The following is a 19,036-nucleotide window of genomic DNA, read 5'->3' on the forward strand; positions in this document are numbered from 1 at the left end:
TGGGGATAACAGTTCGGATTTTCCCATGAGTAGCCTTACTGGCAGAGCCAATCTGTCGATGACCACCTCCGCAGGAGGTGGTATTCAGTTATGAATAAAATGGGAACCAAAACGGTTGCCCCAAACATGGCAAATAGATGTTGCAAACTTAAAGGAATAGTCTGTGCCAAAGGAGGTTTTTCTTCTACTCCAATAGTTCGACGAGTCATTATTGATATCCTCTTATATCATCTTGCTAGAAACCAAAAAAAAGCCGACTTTCCAGCCGGCTATAAATGTTATTTAGTGCCAAATATTTTATCACCTGCATCCCCTAAACCAGGGACGATGTATCCATGCTCATTTAAACATTTATCAATCGATGCGGTATACAATTCAACATCAGGGTGAGCTTTCTCCAGCGCAGCGACTCCTTCCGGCGCAGCAACCAAAACCAATACTTTAATGACAGGGCATCCCGCTTTTTTCAACAAATCAATGGTAGCGATCATAGAGCCACCAGTAGCCAACATGGGATCGACAACCAATGCCATGCGTTCATTAATGTCAGAGACTAATTTCTGAAAATAAGGTACTGGTTCAAGTGTTGCTTCATCACGATATACACCAACAACACTGATCCGTGCACTAGGGATATTTTCCAGTACACCATCCATCATCCCTAAGCCTGCACGCAGGATAGGTACTACCGTAATCTTTTTTCCTTTAATCTGATCTATCTCTACCGGCCCACACCATCCGTCAATGGTCACTTTCTCAACTTCCAAATCAGCAGTTGCCTCATATGTCAGAAGACTTCCCACCTCTGAAGCCAGTTCACGGAAGCGCTTGGTGCTTATATCATGATCTCGCATCAGGCCAAGTTTATGTTTAACTAGCGGGTGTTTAACCTCGACGATTTTCATGGGTTTCTCCTAATAGCCGGCAGATAAAAAAATCGCGGGATTATAACTCCTTTTCAGTATCAAACCACTACCAATCTGTTAATTTTTATTACTAACAAGTTATTTTCTTCGATCCCGATCTAACAGGAAACCGATACAAAGCTATCGCAAACGTTTGCTTAGACTGTTAGAATCGTCACCGTTCTGTTTTATTCATAAAAATGCAATCGCCTGGGAGCTACGCAGTGACCAACAAAACCTCTCTTAGCTATAAAGATGCTGGTGTCGATATTGATGCTGGTAATGCCTTAGTCAATCGTATCAAAGGTGTCGTAAAACAGACCCGTCGCCCCGAAGTGATGGGAGGATTAGGTGGTTTCGGTGCATTATGTGCCCTGCCACAGAAATATCGCGAACCGGTGTTGGTTTCCGGTACAGATGGCGTTGGTACTAAGCTGCGTCTGGCCATGGACTTAAAGCGCCATAACACTATCGGAATTGATTTGGTTGCCATGTGTGTCAATGATCTGGTTGTGCAAGGCGCCGAGCCTCTTTTCTTCCTTGATTACTATGCTACTGGCAAACTGGATATCGATACAGCCACCAGTGTCATCACGGGCATAGCAGAAGGCTGCAAGCAAGCAGGCTGTGCATTAGTCGGTGGTGAAACCGCGGAAATGCCCGGTATGTATCACGGTGAAGATTATGATGTCGCGGGTTTTTGCGTTGGTGTTGTTGAAAAATCGGAAATTATTGACGGCAGTCAGGTTCAGATCGGTGATGCCCTGATTGCACTTACATCCAGCGGACCACATTCCAATGGTTATTCTTTGATCCGTAAAATTCTTGAGGTAAGTCAGGCAGATCCAGAGACTACCGAGCTTGAAGGGAAACCACTCGCCGATCACTTACTTGCCCCAACCCAAATTTACGTCAAATCCATTCTGGAGCTGATTGAAAAAGTTGATGTTCATGCGATTGCACATCTGACTGGTGGCGGCTTCTGGGAAAATATCCCGCGTGTTCTGCCAGAAAACATGCAAGCCAGAATCAAAGCTGACAGTTGGCAATGGCCGGCAATTTTTACCTGGTTACAGCAAGTTGGTAATGTCAGCGAACATGAAATGTACCGCACATTTAACTGCGGAGTCGGTATGATAATCGCACTTCCTCAATCTCAGGTAGAGCAGGCAATTTCGTATTTGACCGCATCAGGCGAAAATGCATGGCAAATCGGTACAATTGCCGAACTTAATGCCAATGAGCAACCTGTCGTTATTACAAAATAAATATTTTGTTTGATTGATTTCAAGTTACAGCTAATAAAGCTGTAACTTGAAAAATGAAGAGCATACTACTCAATGAATTTCTTCAGTGAAAACCCGTTATGAAAAAAATTGTCGTTTTAGTCTCTGGCAATGGCAGCAATCTTCAATCCATCATAGATGCCTGCCAACAAAACCGAATTAATGGATATGTTGCTGCCGTTTTCAGTAATAATGCCGATGCCTATGGCCTGCAACGTGCTGAACAAGCAGATATCCCTGCGCACTTTATCAACCCAAAAGCTTATGTGGATCGTACAAGTTATGATATCGCCCTTCTCAAAGCCATTGACCAATACAATCCCGATTTAGTGGTCTTAGCGGGTTACATGAAGATCTTATCACCCGAATTTGTCCAGCACTATTATGGACGTCTGCTCAATATTCACCCTTCCCTCTTGCCCAAATATCCCGGCCTGCATACCCATCGGAAAGCCATTGAAAACGGTGATAAAGAACATGGCACTTCCGTCCATTTTGTGACTGAAGAATTAGATGGTGGCCCGATTATTTTACAGGCTAAGGTACCGATTTTTGTGGGAGATAAAGAAGAAGAAGTTATCGAACGTGTACAAACCCAAGAACACAATATTTATCCTCTGGTCATCGGCTGGTTTTTAGATCAACGTTTGCTGATGGAAGGCAATAACGCAATTATGGATGGCAAGGTTCTGCCGCCACAAGGTTACGCAGCAGAATAATTTAACCAACTGACTGCAACTTACGGCTCTGTGTTAGCAGATTTTGTTATAATCTTTTTTAGCTGCTATATTCCAGTAACACTTTGCTGTAAGTTGCTATTTTAGATTAATTTATCTGGCAATTATTATTTATTCGAACATTATTCAATATCAAATATATTTATACCCTATAGATTTCACTACAAAACACTGAGGTATCCAATGTCCAGTGGTTCGGAAAATCCATCGGTAAATTTACGTCCTCTTGAGCGGGAAGATCTTCCTTTTGTTCATCAACTCGATAATAACGCCAGTGTTATGCGCTACTGGTTTGAAGAGCCTTATGAAGCCTTTGTTGAATTATGCGACCTCTATGACAAGCACATTCATGACCAAAGCGAGCGCCGTTTTATTATCGAAAGCTTAAACTCCAAAGTAGGTTTGGTGGAACTAGTCGAAATTGATTATGTCCACCGTCGTGCAGAGTTCCAGATTATCATCGCTCCGGCTTATCAAGGACAAGGTTATGCAATGGTGGCTGTAAAACTTGCGATGGAATACGCTTTTGCTGTCTTAAATCTTTACAAGTTGTATCTGATTGTTGATAAAGAGAATACGAAAGCAATTCATATATACAATAAATTGGGATTCTATACTGAAGGTGAATTAATCGATGAGTTTTTTGTAAACGGCTCTTATCATACAGCTATCAGGATGTGTACTTTCCAGCATCACTATTTCGCCAATAAAACCCGTGAAACCCAAACCAGCACATCGACTCGTTAAACGCCAACCATTAAACTAAGTGAAAAACCCAGTGGAGTAGTAAGGAGTAGTAATGTCCCACGATCGCCTTTATACCGAGAAAGAACTCAGTTGGCTCTCTTTCAACGAACGTGTACTTCAGGAAGCGGCTGACAAAAGTAACCCACTGATTGAAAGAATGAGGTTTTTAGGGATCTACTCCAATAATTTAGATGAGTTTTATAAAGTGCGCTTTGCCGATGTAAAGCGGCGTATTCTTATCAGTGAAGAACAAGGTTCAGCCACTACTGCCCGTCAATTATTGAAAAAGATTCAGACTAAGGTTGCCAAGATCGATCAAGAATTCGATGTCCTCTATAACGAACTGCTGCTGGAAATGGCACGTAATCAGATTTTCTTGATCAATGAACGGCAGATATCCCCGAATCAACAAATCTGGCTGCGGCAATATTTTCGCCAGCATTTACGGCCACATATCACACCAATCGTCATCAACCCAGAAACTAATTTAGTTGAGTTTCTCAAAGATGATTACACCTATTTGGCCGTTGAAATTATCCATGGGCAAAAAACGCAATATGCTTTGTTGGAAATTCCATCAGATAAAGTCCCGCGTTTCGTTAACCTACCTCCAGAGATGCCAAAAAAACGCAAATCAATGATATTACTTGATAATATTCTGCGTTATACGCTGGATGAAATTTTCAAAGGATTTTTCGATTACGACACTTTGAACGTCTATTCGATGAAAATGACCCGTGATTCCGAATATGATCTGGCAACAGAGATGGAATCCAGCCTGCTGGAACTGATGTCTTCCACGCTGAAACAAAGACTAACAGCAGAGCCTGTACGGTTTGTCTATCAGCGTGATATGCCTGACGAAATGGTGGAACTACTGCGTAGCAAGCTGGGGCTATCCAATGATGACTCGGTGATTGCCGGTGGCCGTTATCATAACTTTAAAGATTTCATCAAATTCCCCAATGAAGGAAATCGGAATCTCCAGAATAAATCGATACCGCGACTACGCTATACTTGGTTCGACCATTTCCGCAACGGATTCGACGCTATCCGTGAAAGAGATGTTCTGCTTTATTACCCTTATCACACATTCGAACATGTACTGGAATTGCTGCGTCAGGCTTCTTTCGATCCCAGTGTTCTTTCGATTAAGATTAATATCTACCGTGTCGCAAAAGACTCACGCATTATTGATTCCATGATCCATGCCGCATACAACGGCAAAAAAGTGACCGTCGTGGTGGAGTTACAGGCACGTTTTGACGAAGAAGCCAATATTCATTGGGCAAAACGCCTCACTGAAGCAGGTGTACATGTTATCTTCTCCGCTCCTGGCCTGAAAATTCACGCAAAACTATTCATCATTTCGCGTCTGGAAGGGGAAGAAATTATCCGTTATGCCCATATTGGTACAGGAAATTTCAACGAAAAAACGGCGCGGCTCTATACCGACTATTCTCTGCTGACCGCTAAACCTGAAGTCACCAATGAAGTTCGCCGAGTGTTTAATTTTATTGAAAACCCTTATCGGCCCGTCACATTTGATAATTTAATGGTATCGCCCCAAAATTCGCGGGCTATGCTCAATCAACTGATTATTCAGGAAATCGAAAATGCACAAGCCGGTGAATTGGCAGGCATCACTCTGAAAATCAATAACCTGGTAGATAAGGAGTTGGTGGATCGCCTGTATGATGCCTCTGAAGCGGGCGTCAAAATCCGCATTCTTGTACGAGGCATGTGTTCTTTGGTTCCTAACCAACCCGGTTTTAGTGAAAACATTCAAGTCACCAGTATTGTGGATCGTTTCCTGGAACACGATCGCGTTTATGTTTTCACCAACAAAGGCAATGAAAAAATTTTCCTTTCTTCGGCCGATTGGATGACACGTAACATTGACTACCGCATTGAGGTAGCAGTTTGTCTGCTCGACCCCAGATTAAAACAACAAGTTATGGATATCCTTGAACTGCAATTCAATGATACCGTCAAGGCACGATATATTGATAAGGAATTGGGCAATCGCTATGTTCCGCGAGGAAATAAGCGTAAAATCCGCGCGCAGCTTGCTGTTTATGATTATTTGAAAAACCTCGAACAACCAGAACCAAGAGCCTGATTTATGCCTTTGAAACACGACACTCCAATGCCCAAACCGCAAGAAATTGCCACTATTGATTTGGGTTCCAATAGCTTTCATATGGTCATCGCCCGTATCGTAAACGGTGCATTACAGGTTATTGGACGTTTAAAGAAACGAGTTTATCTTGCCGATGGTTTAAATAGTAAAAATGAGTTAAGCGAAGAAGCCATAAACCGTGGCCTGAAATGTCTTGCTCTGTTTGCTGAGCGGTTGCAAGGTTTTTCCGCAGGTAATGTCTGTTTGGTGGGAACGCATAGTTTACGTGAAGCTACCAACGTACAAGAATTTCTAAAACAGGCAAAGGAAGTTATCCCCTATCCAATTGAAATTATCTCTGGTCATGAAGAAGCTCGCCTGATTTTCATGGGCGTTGAGCATACACAACCGGAAAAAGGCCGGAAATTGGTGATTGATATTGGTGGCGGCTCGACGGAATTGGTCATTGGTGAAGATTTCGAACCTCTATTGATTGAAAGCCGCCGTATGGGTTGTGTCAGTTTTTCTCGCCAATTTTTTCCAAACGGTATAATTAATGAGAATAATTTTCGCAGGGCACGACTTCAGGCGGCACAAAAATTGGAAAATCTCGTCTGGCAATTTCGAACTAAAGGCTGGGATTTTGCTTTAGGTGCGTCGGGAACGATCAAGGCAATACATGAACTTTTGGTCGAACTGGGTGAGAAAGATGGCCTGATTACCCCAGAGCGCCTAAACATGCTGGTGAAGCGTGTCCTGAAATACAAAAATTTCAATGTGCTGGAATTGCCAGGATTATCTAATGACCGTAAACAAACTTTTGTTCCTGGGTTATCAATCTTGTGTGGTATTTTCGATGCCTTACATATTCAGGAACTCCGCTTGTCTCATGGCGCATTACGGGAAGGTGTACTGTATGAAATGGAAGATCGTTTCCGCCATCAGGATATTCGCCAACGAACTGCCAAAAGTCTTGCCGAGCACTATAATATCGATCGAGAACAGGCTGCCCGCGTCTGGAATACCGCCAAAAATCTTTATGACCAATGGGCAGAGCAAAACCCCAAGCGAGTACATCCACAACTGGAATCCATTCTACTGTGGGCAGCCATGCTGCATGAAGTCGGTTTAAGCATCAATCTGAGTGGATTGCAACGGCATTCAGCTTACATCCTGCAAAATACCGATCTACCAGGATTTACCCAAGAACAGCAATCGTTGCTGGCAACATTAGTACGTTACCACCGCAAAGCGGTTAAAATACATGAGCATCCTCGCTTTTATCTGTTTAAGAAAAAACAGTATCTTCCTATGCTTAAGATATTGCGACTGGCAACCTTATTGAATAATCAGCGCCAGGCTACCACAACACCAGATACACTGAGGCTAGAAACTGATCATAGTCATTGGACGCTCAGCTTACCCAAAAACTATTTAAAACAAAATGCCCTTGTGTTGCTCGATCTGGAGCAAGAGCAAAGTTACTGGGACGATGTGGCTGGCTGGCACTTACACATTGAAGAGGAATCGACTTAACGATATCGCGTTATGAAAAAGAAAAAGAAAACTGTTCAAATTATAAAATTGGTACTGTTTATCAGCTTCTTCATTTTCTTTGGACGCTTTATTTATTCATTTATGGCAGCATTGGAGCATCACCAACAAACCCAGCAGCAATCGTTGATGCCCCTAAATGGTTCGAAAACAGAATATAATACCCAATAGCTGTCAAATTTATGGTGATATTATTGAAATCGCCGGTTTTTCGCCCTATTTTCTGCCTTAAAGGTTTACTATGCCACAATCAACCTTTACACCTGATAATTCAACTATTGCCAGCCAACACTCCCAAAGACTGGCACATATTCGTCAACGTCTGCTTTCTCTATTTATCCATGATAAGCTGTTTGTCGATACATTATTAGGTCAGGCTGATGAACATTCAGCAATCAGTGACGAACAATTATTGGAGAAAATAGAGGAAGTCAGTGCACTGCTGGCCAGCCTACATACTGCCGATATTGCCGATATTCTGGAAGCCTTACCTTATGATGAACGTCTCGCTTTATGGCGTTTGATCGACAATAACCAGCGCGGTGGGGTTCTGGTAGAAGCCTCCATTCCTGTTTGGGATAATCTGATTAAGGACATGACTGATGTTGAGCTGTTACGCGCCATCGGTAAACTGCACGTTGATGAACAAGCTTATATCGCAGAACATCTTCCCCGTGATACCACTCGACGCTTGCTGACCTATTTAGAACCAGGTCAACGTAATCGTATCCGAAAAGTATTGCAGTACCATAAAGACAGTATCGGTCAAATGATGGATTTCGAGTTTGTGACAGTGCGAAGCAACGTTACACTTGGCACCGTTCAGCGTTTTTTACGTTCCCGAGATGCCATTCCTGAAACAACAGATAAGATTTTTGTTATTGACCGCAAAAATCGTCTACAAGGAGAGCTTCCACTCACCACTTTACTGACCAACGTACCGGATAAATTAGTTTCCGAAGTCATGAATACGGATACCGTTACTTTCTTACCGGAGCAAAAAGGTGAAGATGCCGCCAGTGCATTTGAACGTTATGACCTGATTTCTGCCGCCGTGGTAGATAATAACGGGCGTCTAATGGGACGCCTGACTGTTGAAGATATTGTTGATACCTTAAGTGAAGAAACTGACACCAATATTCGCCGAATGGGAGGCTTAAGCCGCGAAGAAGATGTTTTTGCTCCGGTTGGTCAGGCCGTCAAAACCCGTTGGACATGGCTTGCCATCAATTTGTGCACCGCATTCGTGGCATCGCGAGTTATCGGGCTCTTTGAACATACCATTTCCCAACTCGTTGCTCTTGCAACCTTAATGCCCATCGTAGCAGGTATTGGTGGCAATACCGGTAACCAGACCATCACCATGATCGTCCGCGCACTCGCACTACATCAAATCCAGACGGGTAGTTTTTCTTATCTGCTATTAAGGGAACTTGGTGTTGCTTTTATCAATGGCATTATTTGGGGAGGGATTATGGGCGTCATCACTTATCTGCTCTACGGTGACCTTGCTATGGGGGGAGTTATGACAATGGCTATGATATTGAATCTATTGATGGCCGCACTGATGGGAGTCTTGATCCCGTTTATTATGATGAAATTGGGAAAAGATCCCGCCATCGGCTCCAGTGTAATGATTACTGCCATTACCGATACAGGTGGCTTTTTTATCTTTTTGGGATTGGCAACGCTATTTTTAGTTTAACTCAATTTAATTAAAGACGTTCCCGCTATATGGTGGCGACAAATAATAAATAATGTCTTTATAATCGCCATCATTAATAATAGTGATGATTTATATTGCGGTTTTACAAAACCTCTTAACATAATTCCCTGTACCCTATTGGATACCTCATCACAAATACCATGGAAAATCACTACCAGAAACATTATCTTTTTGACATAACCTCCATATTTTCTTCATTATTGACGAATTCCTGTTGGTTACACTAATAATATATTCTTGCATCTAATTTAGCATAAGATGCCGCATGATTGATTCCGCCACAACACTAAGAGAATGTCGAGCAAATGAATAATAAAAACCGTTCCTACTTTTTCCGACTTGCTGCGGTGCTAGCCGTGATCGTCGGGGCAATCTTCTTTGCGTGGAAATATTTCAACGCCCCTTCATCAGCAGATAACTCTCAGGACTCAGAATCAAAACAGAATTTACCTAATCCCGCTCAACCACCAGTGCAGGTAGCAACGGCTGAAATCAAATCGATACCCCATTACTTAGGAGGATTAGGAACGGTTCTGGCGGCAAATACCGTCACTGTCACCAGCCAGGTGGAAGGTCAATTAATAGCCCTGCATTTTAATGAAGGTCAATACATCCAAAAAGGGGATTTACTGGCAGAAATCGATCCCCGTCCCTTTCAAGTCAAACTGGCAAGAGCACAGGGACAATATGCCAAAGATCAAGCAACATTAGCCAACACTAAACAGGATTTACTCCGTTTTCAGCAATTGGCGAAAAGTAAACTTATCTCTCAACAAGAGCTGGATAAACAAATTTCTTTGGTTCGCCAGAGCGAAGCCAGCTTACAGGCCGACCAAGCAGATATCGACGAAGCCAAATTGCAATTGGCATATAGCCGTATTACAGCCCCGATTTCCGGTCGCGTCGGATTAAAACGCATCGATATTGGCAATCATGTATCTGCCGGAGGAGCAACGCCAATCGTAGTCATTACGCAAGTCGATCCCATTGATGTGCTGTTTTCCCTGCCTGAAAACGATATTGGTGCTGTGTTAAAAGCGCAAAAAGATCACAAAAATGTGGCTGTCATTGCGTGGGATCGCAATAATCAGCAACCCTTGGCGCAAGGAAAACTAATCAGTATCGATAATCAAATTGATGTTACTACTGGCACGATCAAAATGAAGGCCGAATTCAATAATAAAGATAATGTGCTGTTCCCTAATCAATTCGTCAATATTCAGATGAAAGTCAATACACTGAGCGATGTCGTTGTGATCCCTACATCTGGATTACAGATGGGAAATAGCGGAAATTTCGTCTGGAAAGTGGATAAAGAAAACAAAGTCAGTAAACATAAGGTCGTTGCAGGTCTGCAAGATAATCAATTGGTGGTCATCAATAGTGGACTGTCAGCAAACGAACAGGTCGTTACTGATGGCATTGACAACCTGACCGAAGGCGCTAAGGTCGAGATTGTCAAACCCTTGACCATTGAAGCACTCGACGCGGATCAAAAGAAGAAAAATCCAGATCAATCAAATGGTAAGGTGGAGAACTCCTGATGCAACCTGATTCTCCAATGACAGGAGGAGGGCCATCCCGTCTGTTTATCCTGCGCCCTGTTGCCACGACACTGTTTATGATTGCGATCTTGCTGGCAGGGCTAATGGGTTACCGGATGCTGCCAGTTTCTGCATTACCACAAGTGGATTATCCAACTATTCAGGTGGTAACACTGTATCCTGGTGCCAATCCAGATGTGATGACATCCGCTGTAACTGCACCACTGGAACGCCAATTTGGTCAGATGTCCGGCTTAAAACAAATGTCATCCAAAAGTTCTGGTGGTGCTTCTGTTATCACGTTGGTATTCCAGCTCTCACTGCCCCTGGATGTGGCAGAGCAAGACGTACAGGCGGCGATCAATTCAGCCAGTAACCTATTGCCCGATGATCTGCCTTATCCACCAATTTACAGCAAAGTTAATCCGGCTGATCCACCTATATTGACGCTGGCCGTAACCTCTGATGCCTTGCCGATGAGTCAGGTGCAAGATATGGTAGAAACGCGCATATCCCAGCGTATTTCCCAGGTCAGTGGTGTCGGTCTGGTGACCTTGGCGGGGGGACAACGCCCCGCTGTGCGCGTGAAATTGAACGCACAAGCTTTGGCTGCACAAGGATTAGACAGCGACGTTATCCGTTCTGCCATCATGAAAGCCAATGTGAATTCGGCAAAAGGCAGTTTTGATGGACCCACTCGCTCCATCACCATATCTTCCAACGATCAGATGAAATCTGTCGATGATTATCGCAATTTAATCGTGGCCTATAAAAATGGTGCCCCGATTCGCTTGCGTGATGTCGCCACCATTGAACAGGGAGTGGAAAATAACAAATTGGGCACATGGGCAAATGAGAAACCTGCTATCGTCATCAATGTTCAGCGCCAGCCTGGAGCAAATGTTATTGAGACTACGGATAATATCCGCATCATGTTGCCAGAATTGATCAACAGCCTGCCTAAATCTGTTAATGTGGAAATGCTGACAGATCGTACGGTCTCAATCCGCCATTCAGTCAAGGATGTTCAATTTGAACTGTTGCTGGCTATTGCACTGGTTGTCATGGTGATCTATCTGTTTCTGCGCAATGTCACGGCAACCCTTATCCCAAGTATTGCCGTACCGCTTTCGTTAGTGGGTACATTTGCCGTGATGTATTTTTGCGGCTTCTCCGTCAATAATCTCACTTTAATGGCATTAACCATCGCAACCGGCTTTGTAGTGGATGATGCTATTGTGGTGATAGAAAATATTTCCCGTTACATTGAACGGGGAGAAAAACCGCTGGCGGCCGCGCTAAAAGGAGCGGGAGAAATCGGCTTTACGATTATCTCCCTGACTTTCTCGTTAATCGCCGTCTTGATCCCTCTACTGTTTATGGGGGATATTGTCGGTCGGCTGTTCAGGGAATTCGCCATTACCCTCGCCGTCGCCATTTTAATTTCCGCCGTTGTATCATTGACGCTAACACCGATGATGTGTGCAAGGATGCTGAAACCCGAAGCTAATATTAAACACAATCGCTTCGAACAGGCATGTGAACGCTTCTTTGAACGTATGATTGCCGTATATGCTGTCTTCCTGAAACGGGTGTTGAATCATCCCTGGATTACACTTGGTGTTGCATTCGGTACGTTGGCTCTGACCGCCCTACTCTATATCATGATCCCCAAAGGATTCTTTCCCTTACAAGACAACGGATTGATTCAGGGCACACTGGAAGCACCACAATCCATTTCATTCAATGCAATGGCAGATAAGCAACGGCAAGTTACGGCTCTGTTATTAAAAGATCCGGCCGTGGACAATGTCACGACCTTTATTGGTGTCGATGGTAACAATCCAACATTGAATAATGCTCGTCTTCAAATCACGTTGAAACCACTCAGCCAGCGTGACGACCGTATTCACGAGGTGATCCCACGCCTGCAAGCGCGAATTGCTAAAGTCCCCGACGTCAAGTTATACCTGCAACCAACCCAGGATTTGACCATTGATACCCAACTATCGCGCACGCAATACCAATTTACGTTGCAAGCGACTTCGCTTGATGAACTCGCTGTCTGGGTTCCTAAATTACAACATGCCCTGAAACAACGCCCAGAATTGGTGGATATCGGTAATAATTGGCAAAATCAGGGGTTAGTAGCTTACCTTGATGTGAATAGGGATATGGCCAGTCGCTTTGGGATCTCTATGGCTGCCGTAGATAATGCTTTGTATAACGCTTTCGGACAACGCTTGATTTCGACTATTTACACTCAATCAAATCAATATCGCGTTATCCTTGAGCAAGATACGAAGGATTCACCAGGCCTGGAAGCAATAAACAATCTTTATCTGACCAGTAATGATGGAAAAATGGTTCCTCTTAATACCATTGCCACTGTCGAACAGCGGTTAGGGAACTTGTCTATCGACCATCTGCAACAATTTCCTGCTGTCACTTTTTCATTCAACGTAGCAAAAGATTCGTCCCTTGAACAAGCTGTCAATGCCATAAAGGAAGCAGAACAAGCGATCCAAATGCCAAAAGATATCATTACGCAATTTCAGGGAGCAACGCTGGCGTTCCAGGATGCGCTCAGTAATACCCTCTGGCTGATTTTGGCTGCTGTCGTCGCCATGTACATCGTACTCGGTATTTTGTACGAAAGCTTTATCCACCCTGTTACCATTTTGTCAACCTTGCCTACTGCGGGAGTTGGCGCATTGTTGGCGTTGATGGCTGGAGGGTACGAGCTAGATATTATCGCCATCATTGGGATCATCCTCTTAATTGGTATTGTGAAGAAAAACGCCATCATGATGATCGATTTTGCTCTGGCCGCAGAGCGGGAAAAAGGAATGACTCCTTATGAAGCTATCTATCAAGCCTGTCTGTTACGTTTCAGACCGATATTAATGACAACCATGGCAGCATTGCTGGGCGCATTGCCACTGATGTTGAGTACCGGTATTGGTGCAGAGCTGCGCCGTCCTTTAGGCGTCAGTATGGTGGGAGGCCTGATTATGAGCCAAATCCTAACCTTGTTCACCACTCCCGTGATTTATCTGCTATTTGATCAGTTAGCACACTATCGTCGAAATAATAAGAAAGGTAATCAAATAAAGCTGGATAAATCTTCAGTTAATCATCAGGAGCCACTGTGAAATTCTTCGCCCTATTTATCCAGCGGCCAGTTGCTACAACATTGCTGAGTTTAGCCATCACTCTATGCGGCGCACTCAGTTTTGTCCTGCTGCCTGTGTCGCCACTGCCACAAGTTGATTTTCCCGTGATAACGGTTTACGCTTCTATGCCTGGCGCATCACCGGAAACGATGGCGTCTTCCGTAACAACACCGCTGGAACGCGCATTGGGCAGGATATCTGGGGTAAAAGAGATGTCTTCTGCCAGCTCACTGGGAAGTTCTTATATTTACCTGGAATTCGATCTCAATCGGGATATCAATGGCGCAGCACGAGATGTCCAAGCCGCCATCAATGCTGCCCAAAGTTTGTTGCCTTCCGGTATGCCAAGCAAGCCAGGGTACTATAAAGCTAATTTGTCAGGCGCCCCGATCATGATTTTGACCCTTTCCTCAGACAATTATAGTGAGGGTCAACTGTATGATCTTGCTTCCACCAGATTGGCTCAAAAGATTTCTCAGATAGAAGGTGTCAGCAAAGTCAGTGTCATTGGCAGTTCGTTACCCGCTATACGTGTTGAACTAAACCCTAATGCACTCTTCAATCAAGGTGTTTCTCTTAACGATGTCAGTAATGCTATTAATAATGCGAATGTCCGGCTTCCGACAGGTCATATTGATTCCGATAACCAGATTTGGCAGCTACACACTAATGATGAATTGAAAACACCTGACAGTTACCGCTCAATTATCGTCCATTATAATAATGGAGCACCTGTCAGATTGCAGGATGTTGCAAATGTTAAGAGCTCTGTCGAGGATATCCGCGCCGCAGGTATGTCTGGAAATAAGTCTGCAATTTCTCTTATTATCCGTCGTGAAGCCGGTGCAAATATCATCTCGACCGTCCAACGTATTCGTGATCAGTTTCCTGTCCTGCAAGCCTCCTTACCTGCCAATATTCAGCTAAACGTTGTCCAGGATCGTTCGCCAACTATTCATGCTTCCCTGCAAGAAGTAAAACGTGCATTAGCCATTGCCGTCGCCTTGGTGATTCTGGTTGTATTCCTGTTTTTACGTTCTGGCCGAGCTACGCTGATCCCAGCAATTGCCGTTCCGGTATCACTGATTGGTACTTTTACCGCCATGTATCTATGTGGTTTCAGTTTAAACAATCTTTCGTTGATGGCATTAACTATTGCCACCGGATTTGTTGTCGATGATGCCATTGTGGTACTGGAAAATATTTCCCGTCATTTGAATGCGGGGTTAAAACCCATGCAAGCTGCCCTCAAAGGAACCAGGGAAGTTGGATTCACTGTGCTGGCTATGAGTTTATCACTCGTTGCGGTATTTATTCCTCTTGTATTAATCGATGAATTACTTGGCAGATTATTCCGGGATTTTGCTGTCACATTGGCAACCGCCATTGGGATTTCTCTGTTAATCTCACTAACTTTAACCCCGATGATGTGCGCGCATTTGCTCAAATCCACACCTAAAAATGCTCAGAAACAGACGCGAGGATTCGGTAAAGTATTGTTGATAACTCAACAAAGCTATGCTCGTTCATTGAAATGGATACTCAATCATACTCGTTGGGTATTGTTGACATTAGTTGGCATTATCGTCCTGAATATCTGGCTCTATATCAGCATTCCGAAAACGTTTTTTCCACAACAAGATACTGGGAAAATGTTAGGATTTGTGGTCGCTGATCAAAGCATTTCATTTCAGGCTATGCGTGAAAAAATGAAACGCTTTATGCTGGTCGTTGATGGTGATCCAACCGTGGATAATGTCGTAGGTTTTACTGGTGGTGATAGCATTAATACGGGCTTTATGTTTGTTTCACTAAAACCATTAAAAGAACGTAAAGAAAATGTCCAGCAAGTTATTACCCGCTTAAGAAGTCAACTGACCAATGAAGCGGGAGCACGCCTATATTTAGTTCCTGTTCAAGATCTGAGAAGTGGAGGAGGACAGGGAGGTAAATCAACATATCAGTTTAATTTGTTGTCAGATGACTTTGATGAACTACGTAAATGGAGTCCTATCGTCAAAAAAGCATTGGAAAAATTGCCTCAATTGGTGGATGTAAACGCCGATAGCGATGAAGACGCTAAAGGTGCTGAAATAGCAATTACCTATGATCGTGATGTTATGGCTCGTTTAGGCATCAATGTTGCCGAGGCAAATAATTTGCTTAACAACGCTTTTGGGCAGAGACAAGTTTCCACGATTTATGCCCCTTTGAATCAATATAAAGTGGTAATGGAAGTTGCACCGCAATATAACCAAGATCCCAGTGCGTTAGAGAAAATGTTTGTCATTAATAGTAAAGGAGAACGTATTCCGCTCTCCTACTTTGCCCAATGGCGCCCTGCCAATGCACCATTGGATGTTTATCACCAGGAACTTTCAGCCTCTTCTACCATTGCCTTTGATGTGGCACCAAGCTATACGCTATCCGATGCAATCAGTGCAATAGAAAGAACAATAACTGAGCTGGGTGTTCCTTCAGCAGTACGTAGCTCTTTTGCCGGCACAGCACAGGATTTTCAAAAGAGTGAGAATTCCCAACTAATGGTTATCCTGGCTGCTATAGTCACTGTTTATCTGGTGCTCGGTGTACTCTATGAGAGTTATATTCACCCTCTGACAATCCTTTCTACCCTGCCTTCTGCGGGTATAGGTGCTTTGCTGGCTCTGGAACTGTTCAATACTCCCTTCAGCCTAATCGCCATGATTGGGATTATGCTGTTGGTTGGTATTGTCAAGAAAAATGCCATTATCATGGTGGATTTTGCCCTTGAAGCTCAACGAAACGGTAAACTCAGTGCCCAAGAAGCGATTTTTCAGGCCAGTTTATTGCGATTCCGTCCGATCATGATGACGACGCTTTCCGCCCTGTTTGGTGCTTTACCTTTAGTACTGAGCAATGGAGATGGGGCAGAATTACGTTTTCCGCTGGGGATCACGATTGTTGGTGGCCTGGTGGTAAGCCAACTTCTCACTCTATATACCACACCGGTTGTGTATCTGTTTTTTGACCGATTGCGTGAAAAATGGCGCCATCGCAAAGCAACACCATCTCAGGTAGTGGATCCAAGTAGCTAAACCAGAATGAAATTCAGGATAAAAATGGGTATCAGCAGTAAACTTTTTCTGGCAATTTTTGCCACTTGTATGCTGGTATTGGTCACAATGCATTGGGGCATTTATCTCAGCTTCCAGCACGGTTTTATTGGCTACATCAAACAAAACAGCCAAAATCGGGCAAATATGCTGGCACAAGCATTGACAGAACAATATCAGCAATATGGTAATTGGCATTTTCTGACCCAGAATGATCGCGCGATATTTCAAATTATCCGTACGATTGAACAGAGTGACATTCCTCATCAGAAAACCAAACCTCATGGTTGGCGTCCCCAATTTTGGGTTGTGGACACTCACATGCATCGTTTGGTAGGGCATTCTAGTGATATTCCAGCAGAAAGTTATCGCAAGCCCGTTATCTATAAAAATAATATTGTCGGTTGGGTAATTGTCAGCGCGTCAGACAAAATTACCCGTCAGGCTGATCTTAGTTTTGCCCACCAGCAGCAATTCACAAGTTGGGCTATTGTCGGTTTTTCCACTTTATTGGCACTGATCACCACTTTTCTTCTTTCTCGTGGCCTTTTAAGGCCTGTTAAGCGACTAGTAGAAGGTACACATAAACTCGCAGCCGGTGATTTTAGCATTCGTGTCGTTCCATCCAGTAAAGATGAAATCGGTAAATTGGCAACGGATTTTAACCAACTTGCCAGCACGCTGGAAAAAAATGAACAGATGCGCCGTGATTATATGGCGGATATCTCCCATGAACTACGTACTCCACTTTCTGTTTTGCGTGGTGAACTGGAAGCCTTACAAGATGGTGTGCGTAAACCAACACAGGAAACTATCCATTCTTTACTTTCGGAAGTAACGACTCTGACCAAGCTGGTGGATGACCTGCATTTATTATCTCTTTCTAATCGTGGTTCGTTGGCCTATAGAAAAGAGTCCGTTAATGTCAGTGAATTACTACAAATCTCCGTGGCAAATTATCATGCCCGTTTTGCGGATAAACAAATCAAGTTATCATTGAATTTAAAAGAAAACGTAATACTGTTTGCCGATCCAAGTCGGCTAACACAGTTATTTCATAATTTGCTGGAAAATAGCCTGCGTTACACCAATAAGCATGGAAAGGTGATTATTCGTGGATATTCAGATCAGCAAAAATGGATATTAGATATGCAGGACAGTGCACCCGGATTGACTGTTGAACAATGCCAGCATGTTTTTGAACGTTTTTATCGTTGTGAATCTTCCCGTAACCGCGCAAGCGGAGGTTCAGGACTTGGGCTAGCGATTTGCTATAATATTGTTGAAGCTCATGATGGAATAATTCGCGTGGAAAGCTCAGCTTTAGGTGGTATTAAAATTCACGTAGAATTACCATTGATTAAATCGTCTGAACTTGAAACACAATGAGTATACATCTTACACAATATACTGTTCTCATCGTCGAAGATGAACCAAAGTTGGGACAACTGCTGGTTGATTATTTACAATCCGCAGATTATCAAACCCAATGGCTCAAGCGTGGTGATGAAGTCATTGCCCATGTGCAAAAATACCATCCCCATATTATCTTGCTTGATCTTATGTTGCCTGGTCTGGATGGATTGTCGATCTGTCGGGAACTGCGTAAATTTTCAGATATCCCGATTGTGATGATGACTGCAAAAACGGAAGAGATTGATCGGCTACTCGGCTTAGAAATTGGGGCTGACGATTATATCTGTAAGCCTTATAGTCCTCGAGAAATGATAGCCAGAGTAAAGACAATCTTGCGCCGTTGCTACCGTCCGAAAGATATTATCAGTGAGCAAGGTGCACTAACCATTGATGAAAATCACTTTCAGGCGCGTTACTTTGGACAAGTACTTGAATTAACACCTGTTGAATTCCGTCTGCTCAAAATTATGTCCAGCCAACCAGGGCGCGTTTTTTCTCGTGATCAACTATTGAATAACCTTTATAACGATCATCGCATTGTTAATGACCGAACTATTGATAGCCATATTAAAAACTTGCGCAGAAAACTAGAGCAGTTGGATAGGGATAAATCTTTTATCCGTTCCATTTATGGCTTGGGTTATCGTTGGGAAGCAGAAATCTGTTGTTTGATGATATGAGGCACAGTAACCAGTATTAATCAACCAGTTACTGTTGCAACTCTCATC

12 protein-coding genes are annotated in these 19,036 nt (G+C 43.5%); 11 read left to right on the top strand and 1 reads right to left on the bottom strand.

Features of this window, described 5'->3' with window-relative positions; genetic code table 11:
• Positions 1-278: 278 nt before the first annotated feature.
• The gene (upp, locus tag Xentx_RS06935) at positions 279-905 is read right to left on the bottom strand and encodes a uracil phosphoribosyltransferase (RefSeq protein WP_074019533.1); all 627 of its coding nucleotides are present in this window, start codon (positions 903-905) and stop codon (positions 279-281) included.
• Positions 906-1,129: 224 nt separating this feature from the next.
• On the opposite strand from upp, the gene purM reads away from it, so the two are divergent.
• The 11 genes from purM (at position 1,130) to baeR (ending at position 18,988) form a co-directional block, all read left to right on the top strand.
• Positions 1,130-2,173, top strand: coding sequence for a phosphoribosylformylglycinamidine cyclo-ligase (gene purM / locus Xentx_RS06940; RefSeq protein ID WP_074019534.1), 1,044 nt, complete (start codon positions 1,130-1,132; stop codon positions 2,171-2,173).
• 98 nt (positions 2,174-2,271) lie between these two features.
• On the top strand, positions 2,272-2,910 hold the full coding sequence (gene purN, locus Xentx_RS06945; protein WP_074019535.1) for a phosphoribosylglycinamide formyltransferase: 639 nt from the start codon (positions 2,272-2,274) through the stop codon (positions 2,908-2,910).
• 201 nt (positions 2,911-3,111) lie between these two features.
• Positions 3,112-3,675: a spermidine N1-acetyltransferase gene (gene speG, locus Xentx_RS06950; RefSeq protein WP_074019536.1), complete on the top strand. Its 564-nt coding sequence runs from the start codon at positions 3,112-3,114 to the stop codon at positions 3,673-3,675.
• Between the two features lie 52 nt (positions 3,676-3,727).
• On the top strand, positions 3,728-5,797 hold the full coding sequence (gene ppk1, locus Xentx_RS06955) for a polyphosphate kinase 1 (protein WP_074019537.1): 2,070 nt from the start codon (positions 3,728-3,730) through the stop codon (positions 5,795-5,797).
• 3 nt (positions 5,798-5,800) lie between these two features.
• Positions 5,801-7,333 (top strand): exopolyphosphatase, encoded by a 1,533-nt coding sequence (gene ppx, locus Xentx_RS06960; RefSeq protein ID WP_074019538.1) that lies wholly within the window; start codon positions 5,801-5,803, stop codon positions 7,331-7,333.
• A 259-nt stretch (positions 7,334-7,592) separates the two neighbouring features.
• Entirely contained in the window at positions 7,593-9,056 is a 1,464-nt protein-coding gene (mgtE, locus tag Xentx_RS06970) for a magnesium transporter (protein ID WP_074019540.1), read from the top strand.
• A gap of 326 nt (positions 9,057-9,382) precedes the next feature.
• Positions 9,383-10,621, top strand: a complete 1,239-nt coding sequence (locus Xentx_RS06975) for an MdtA/MuxA family multidrug efflux RND transporter periplasmic adaptor subunit (protein WP_074019541.1) — start codon at positions 9,383-9,385, stop codon at positions 10,619-10,621.
• Entirely contained in the window at positions 10,621-13,776 is a 3,156-nt protein-coding gene (locus Xentx_RS06980) for an MdtB/MuxB family multidrug efflux RND transporter permease subunit (RefSeq protein WP_074019542.1), read from the top strand. Before Xentx_RS06975 ends, Xentx_RS06980 begins: the two co-directional genes overlap by 1 nt.
• Positions 13,773-16,874 (top strand): multidrug efflux RND transporter permease subunit MdtC, encoded by a 3,102-nt coding sequence (gene mdtC, locus Xentx_RS06985; RefSeq protein ID WP_074019543.1) that lies wholly within the window; start codon positions 13,773-13,775, stop codon positions 16,872-16,874. Before Xentx_RS06980 ends, mdtC begins: the two co-directional genes overlap by 4 nt.
• A gap of 18 nt (positions 16,875-16,892) precedes the next feature.
• Positions 16,893-18,281 (top strand): envelope stress sensor histidine kinase BaeS, encoded by a 1,389-nt coding sequence (gene baeS, locus Xentx_RS06990; RefSeq protein ID WP_208607553.1) that lies wholly within the window; start codon positions 16,893-16,895, stop codon positions 18,279-18,281.
• Positions 18,278-18,988: an envelope stress response regulator BaeR gene (gene baeR / locus Xentx_RS06995; RefSeq protein WP_074019545.1), complete on the top strand. Its 711-nt coding sequence runs from the start codon at positions 18,278-18,280 to the stop codon at positions 18,986-18,988. The genes baeS and baeR overlap by 4 nt, the downstream gene beginning before the upstream one ends.
• Positions 18,989-19,036 lie beyond the last annotated feature (48 nt).

The organism is Xenorhabdus thuongxuanensis (genome assembly GCF_001908095.1).
In the GTDB taxonomy this organism is placed as follows: domain Bacteria; phylum Pseudomonadota; class Gammaproteobacteria; order Enterobacterales; family Enterobacteriaceae; genus Xenorhabdus; species Xenorhabdus thuongxuanensis.

Excerpts from the sequence above, each read along its gene's own strand:
- upp (WP_074019533.1), bottom strand. The coding sequence starts at position 905 with ATGAAAATCGTCGAGGTTAAACACCCGCTAGTTAAACATAAACTTGGC.
- purN (WP_074019535.1), top strand. The coding sequence starts at position 2,272 with ATGAAAAAAATTGTCGTTTTAGTCTCTGGCAATGGCAGCAATCTTCAA.
- speG (WP_074019536.1), top strand. The coding sequence starts at position 3,112 with ATGTCCAGTGGTTCGGAAAATCCATCGGTAAATTTACGTCCTCTTGAG.
- ppk1 (WP_074019537.1), top strand. The coding sequence starts at position 3,728 with ATGTCCCACGATCGCCTTTATACCGAGAAAGAACTCAGTTGGCTCTCT.
- ppx (WP_074019538.1), top strand. The coding sequence starts at position 5,801 with ATGCCTTTGAAACACGACACTCCAATGCCCAAACCGCAAGAAATTGCC.
- mgtE (WP_074019540.1), top strand. The coding sequence starts at position 7,593 with ATGCCACAATCAACCTTTACACCTGATAATTCAACTATTGCCAGCCAA.
- Xentx_RS06975 (WP_074019541.1), top strand. The coding sequence starts at position 9,383 with ATGAATAATAAAAACCGTTCCTACTTTTTCCGACTTGCTGCGGTGCTA.
- Xentx_RS06980 (WP_074019542.1), top strand. The coding sequence starts at position 10,621 with ATGCAACCTGATTCTCCAATGACAGGAGGAGGGCCATCCCGTCTGTTT.
- baeR (WP_074019545.1), top strand. The coding sequence starts at position 18,278 with ATGAGTATACATCTTACACAATATACTGTTCTCATCGTCGAAGATGAA.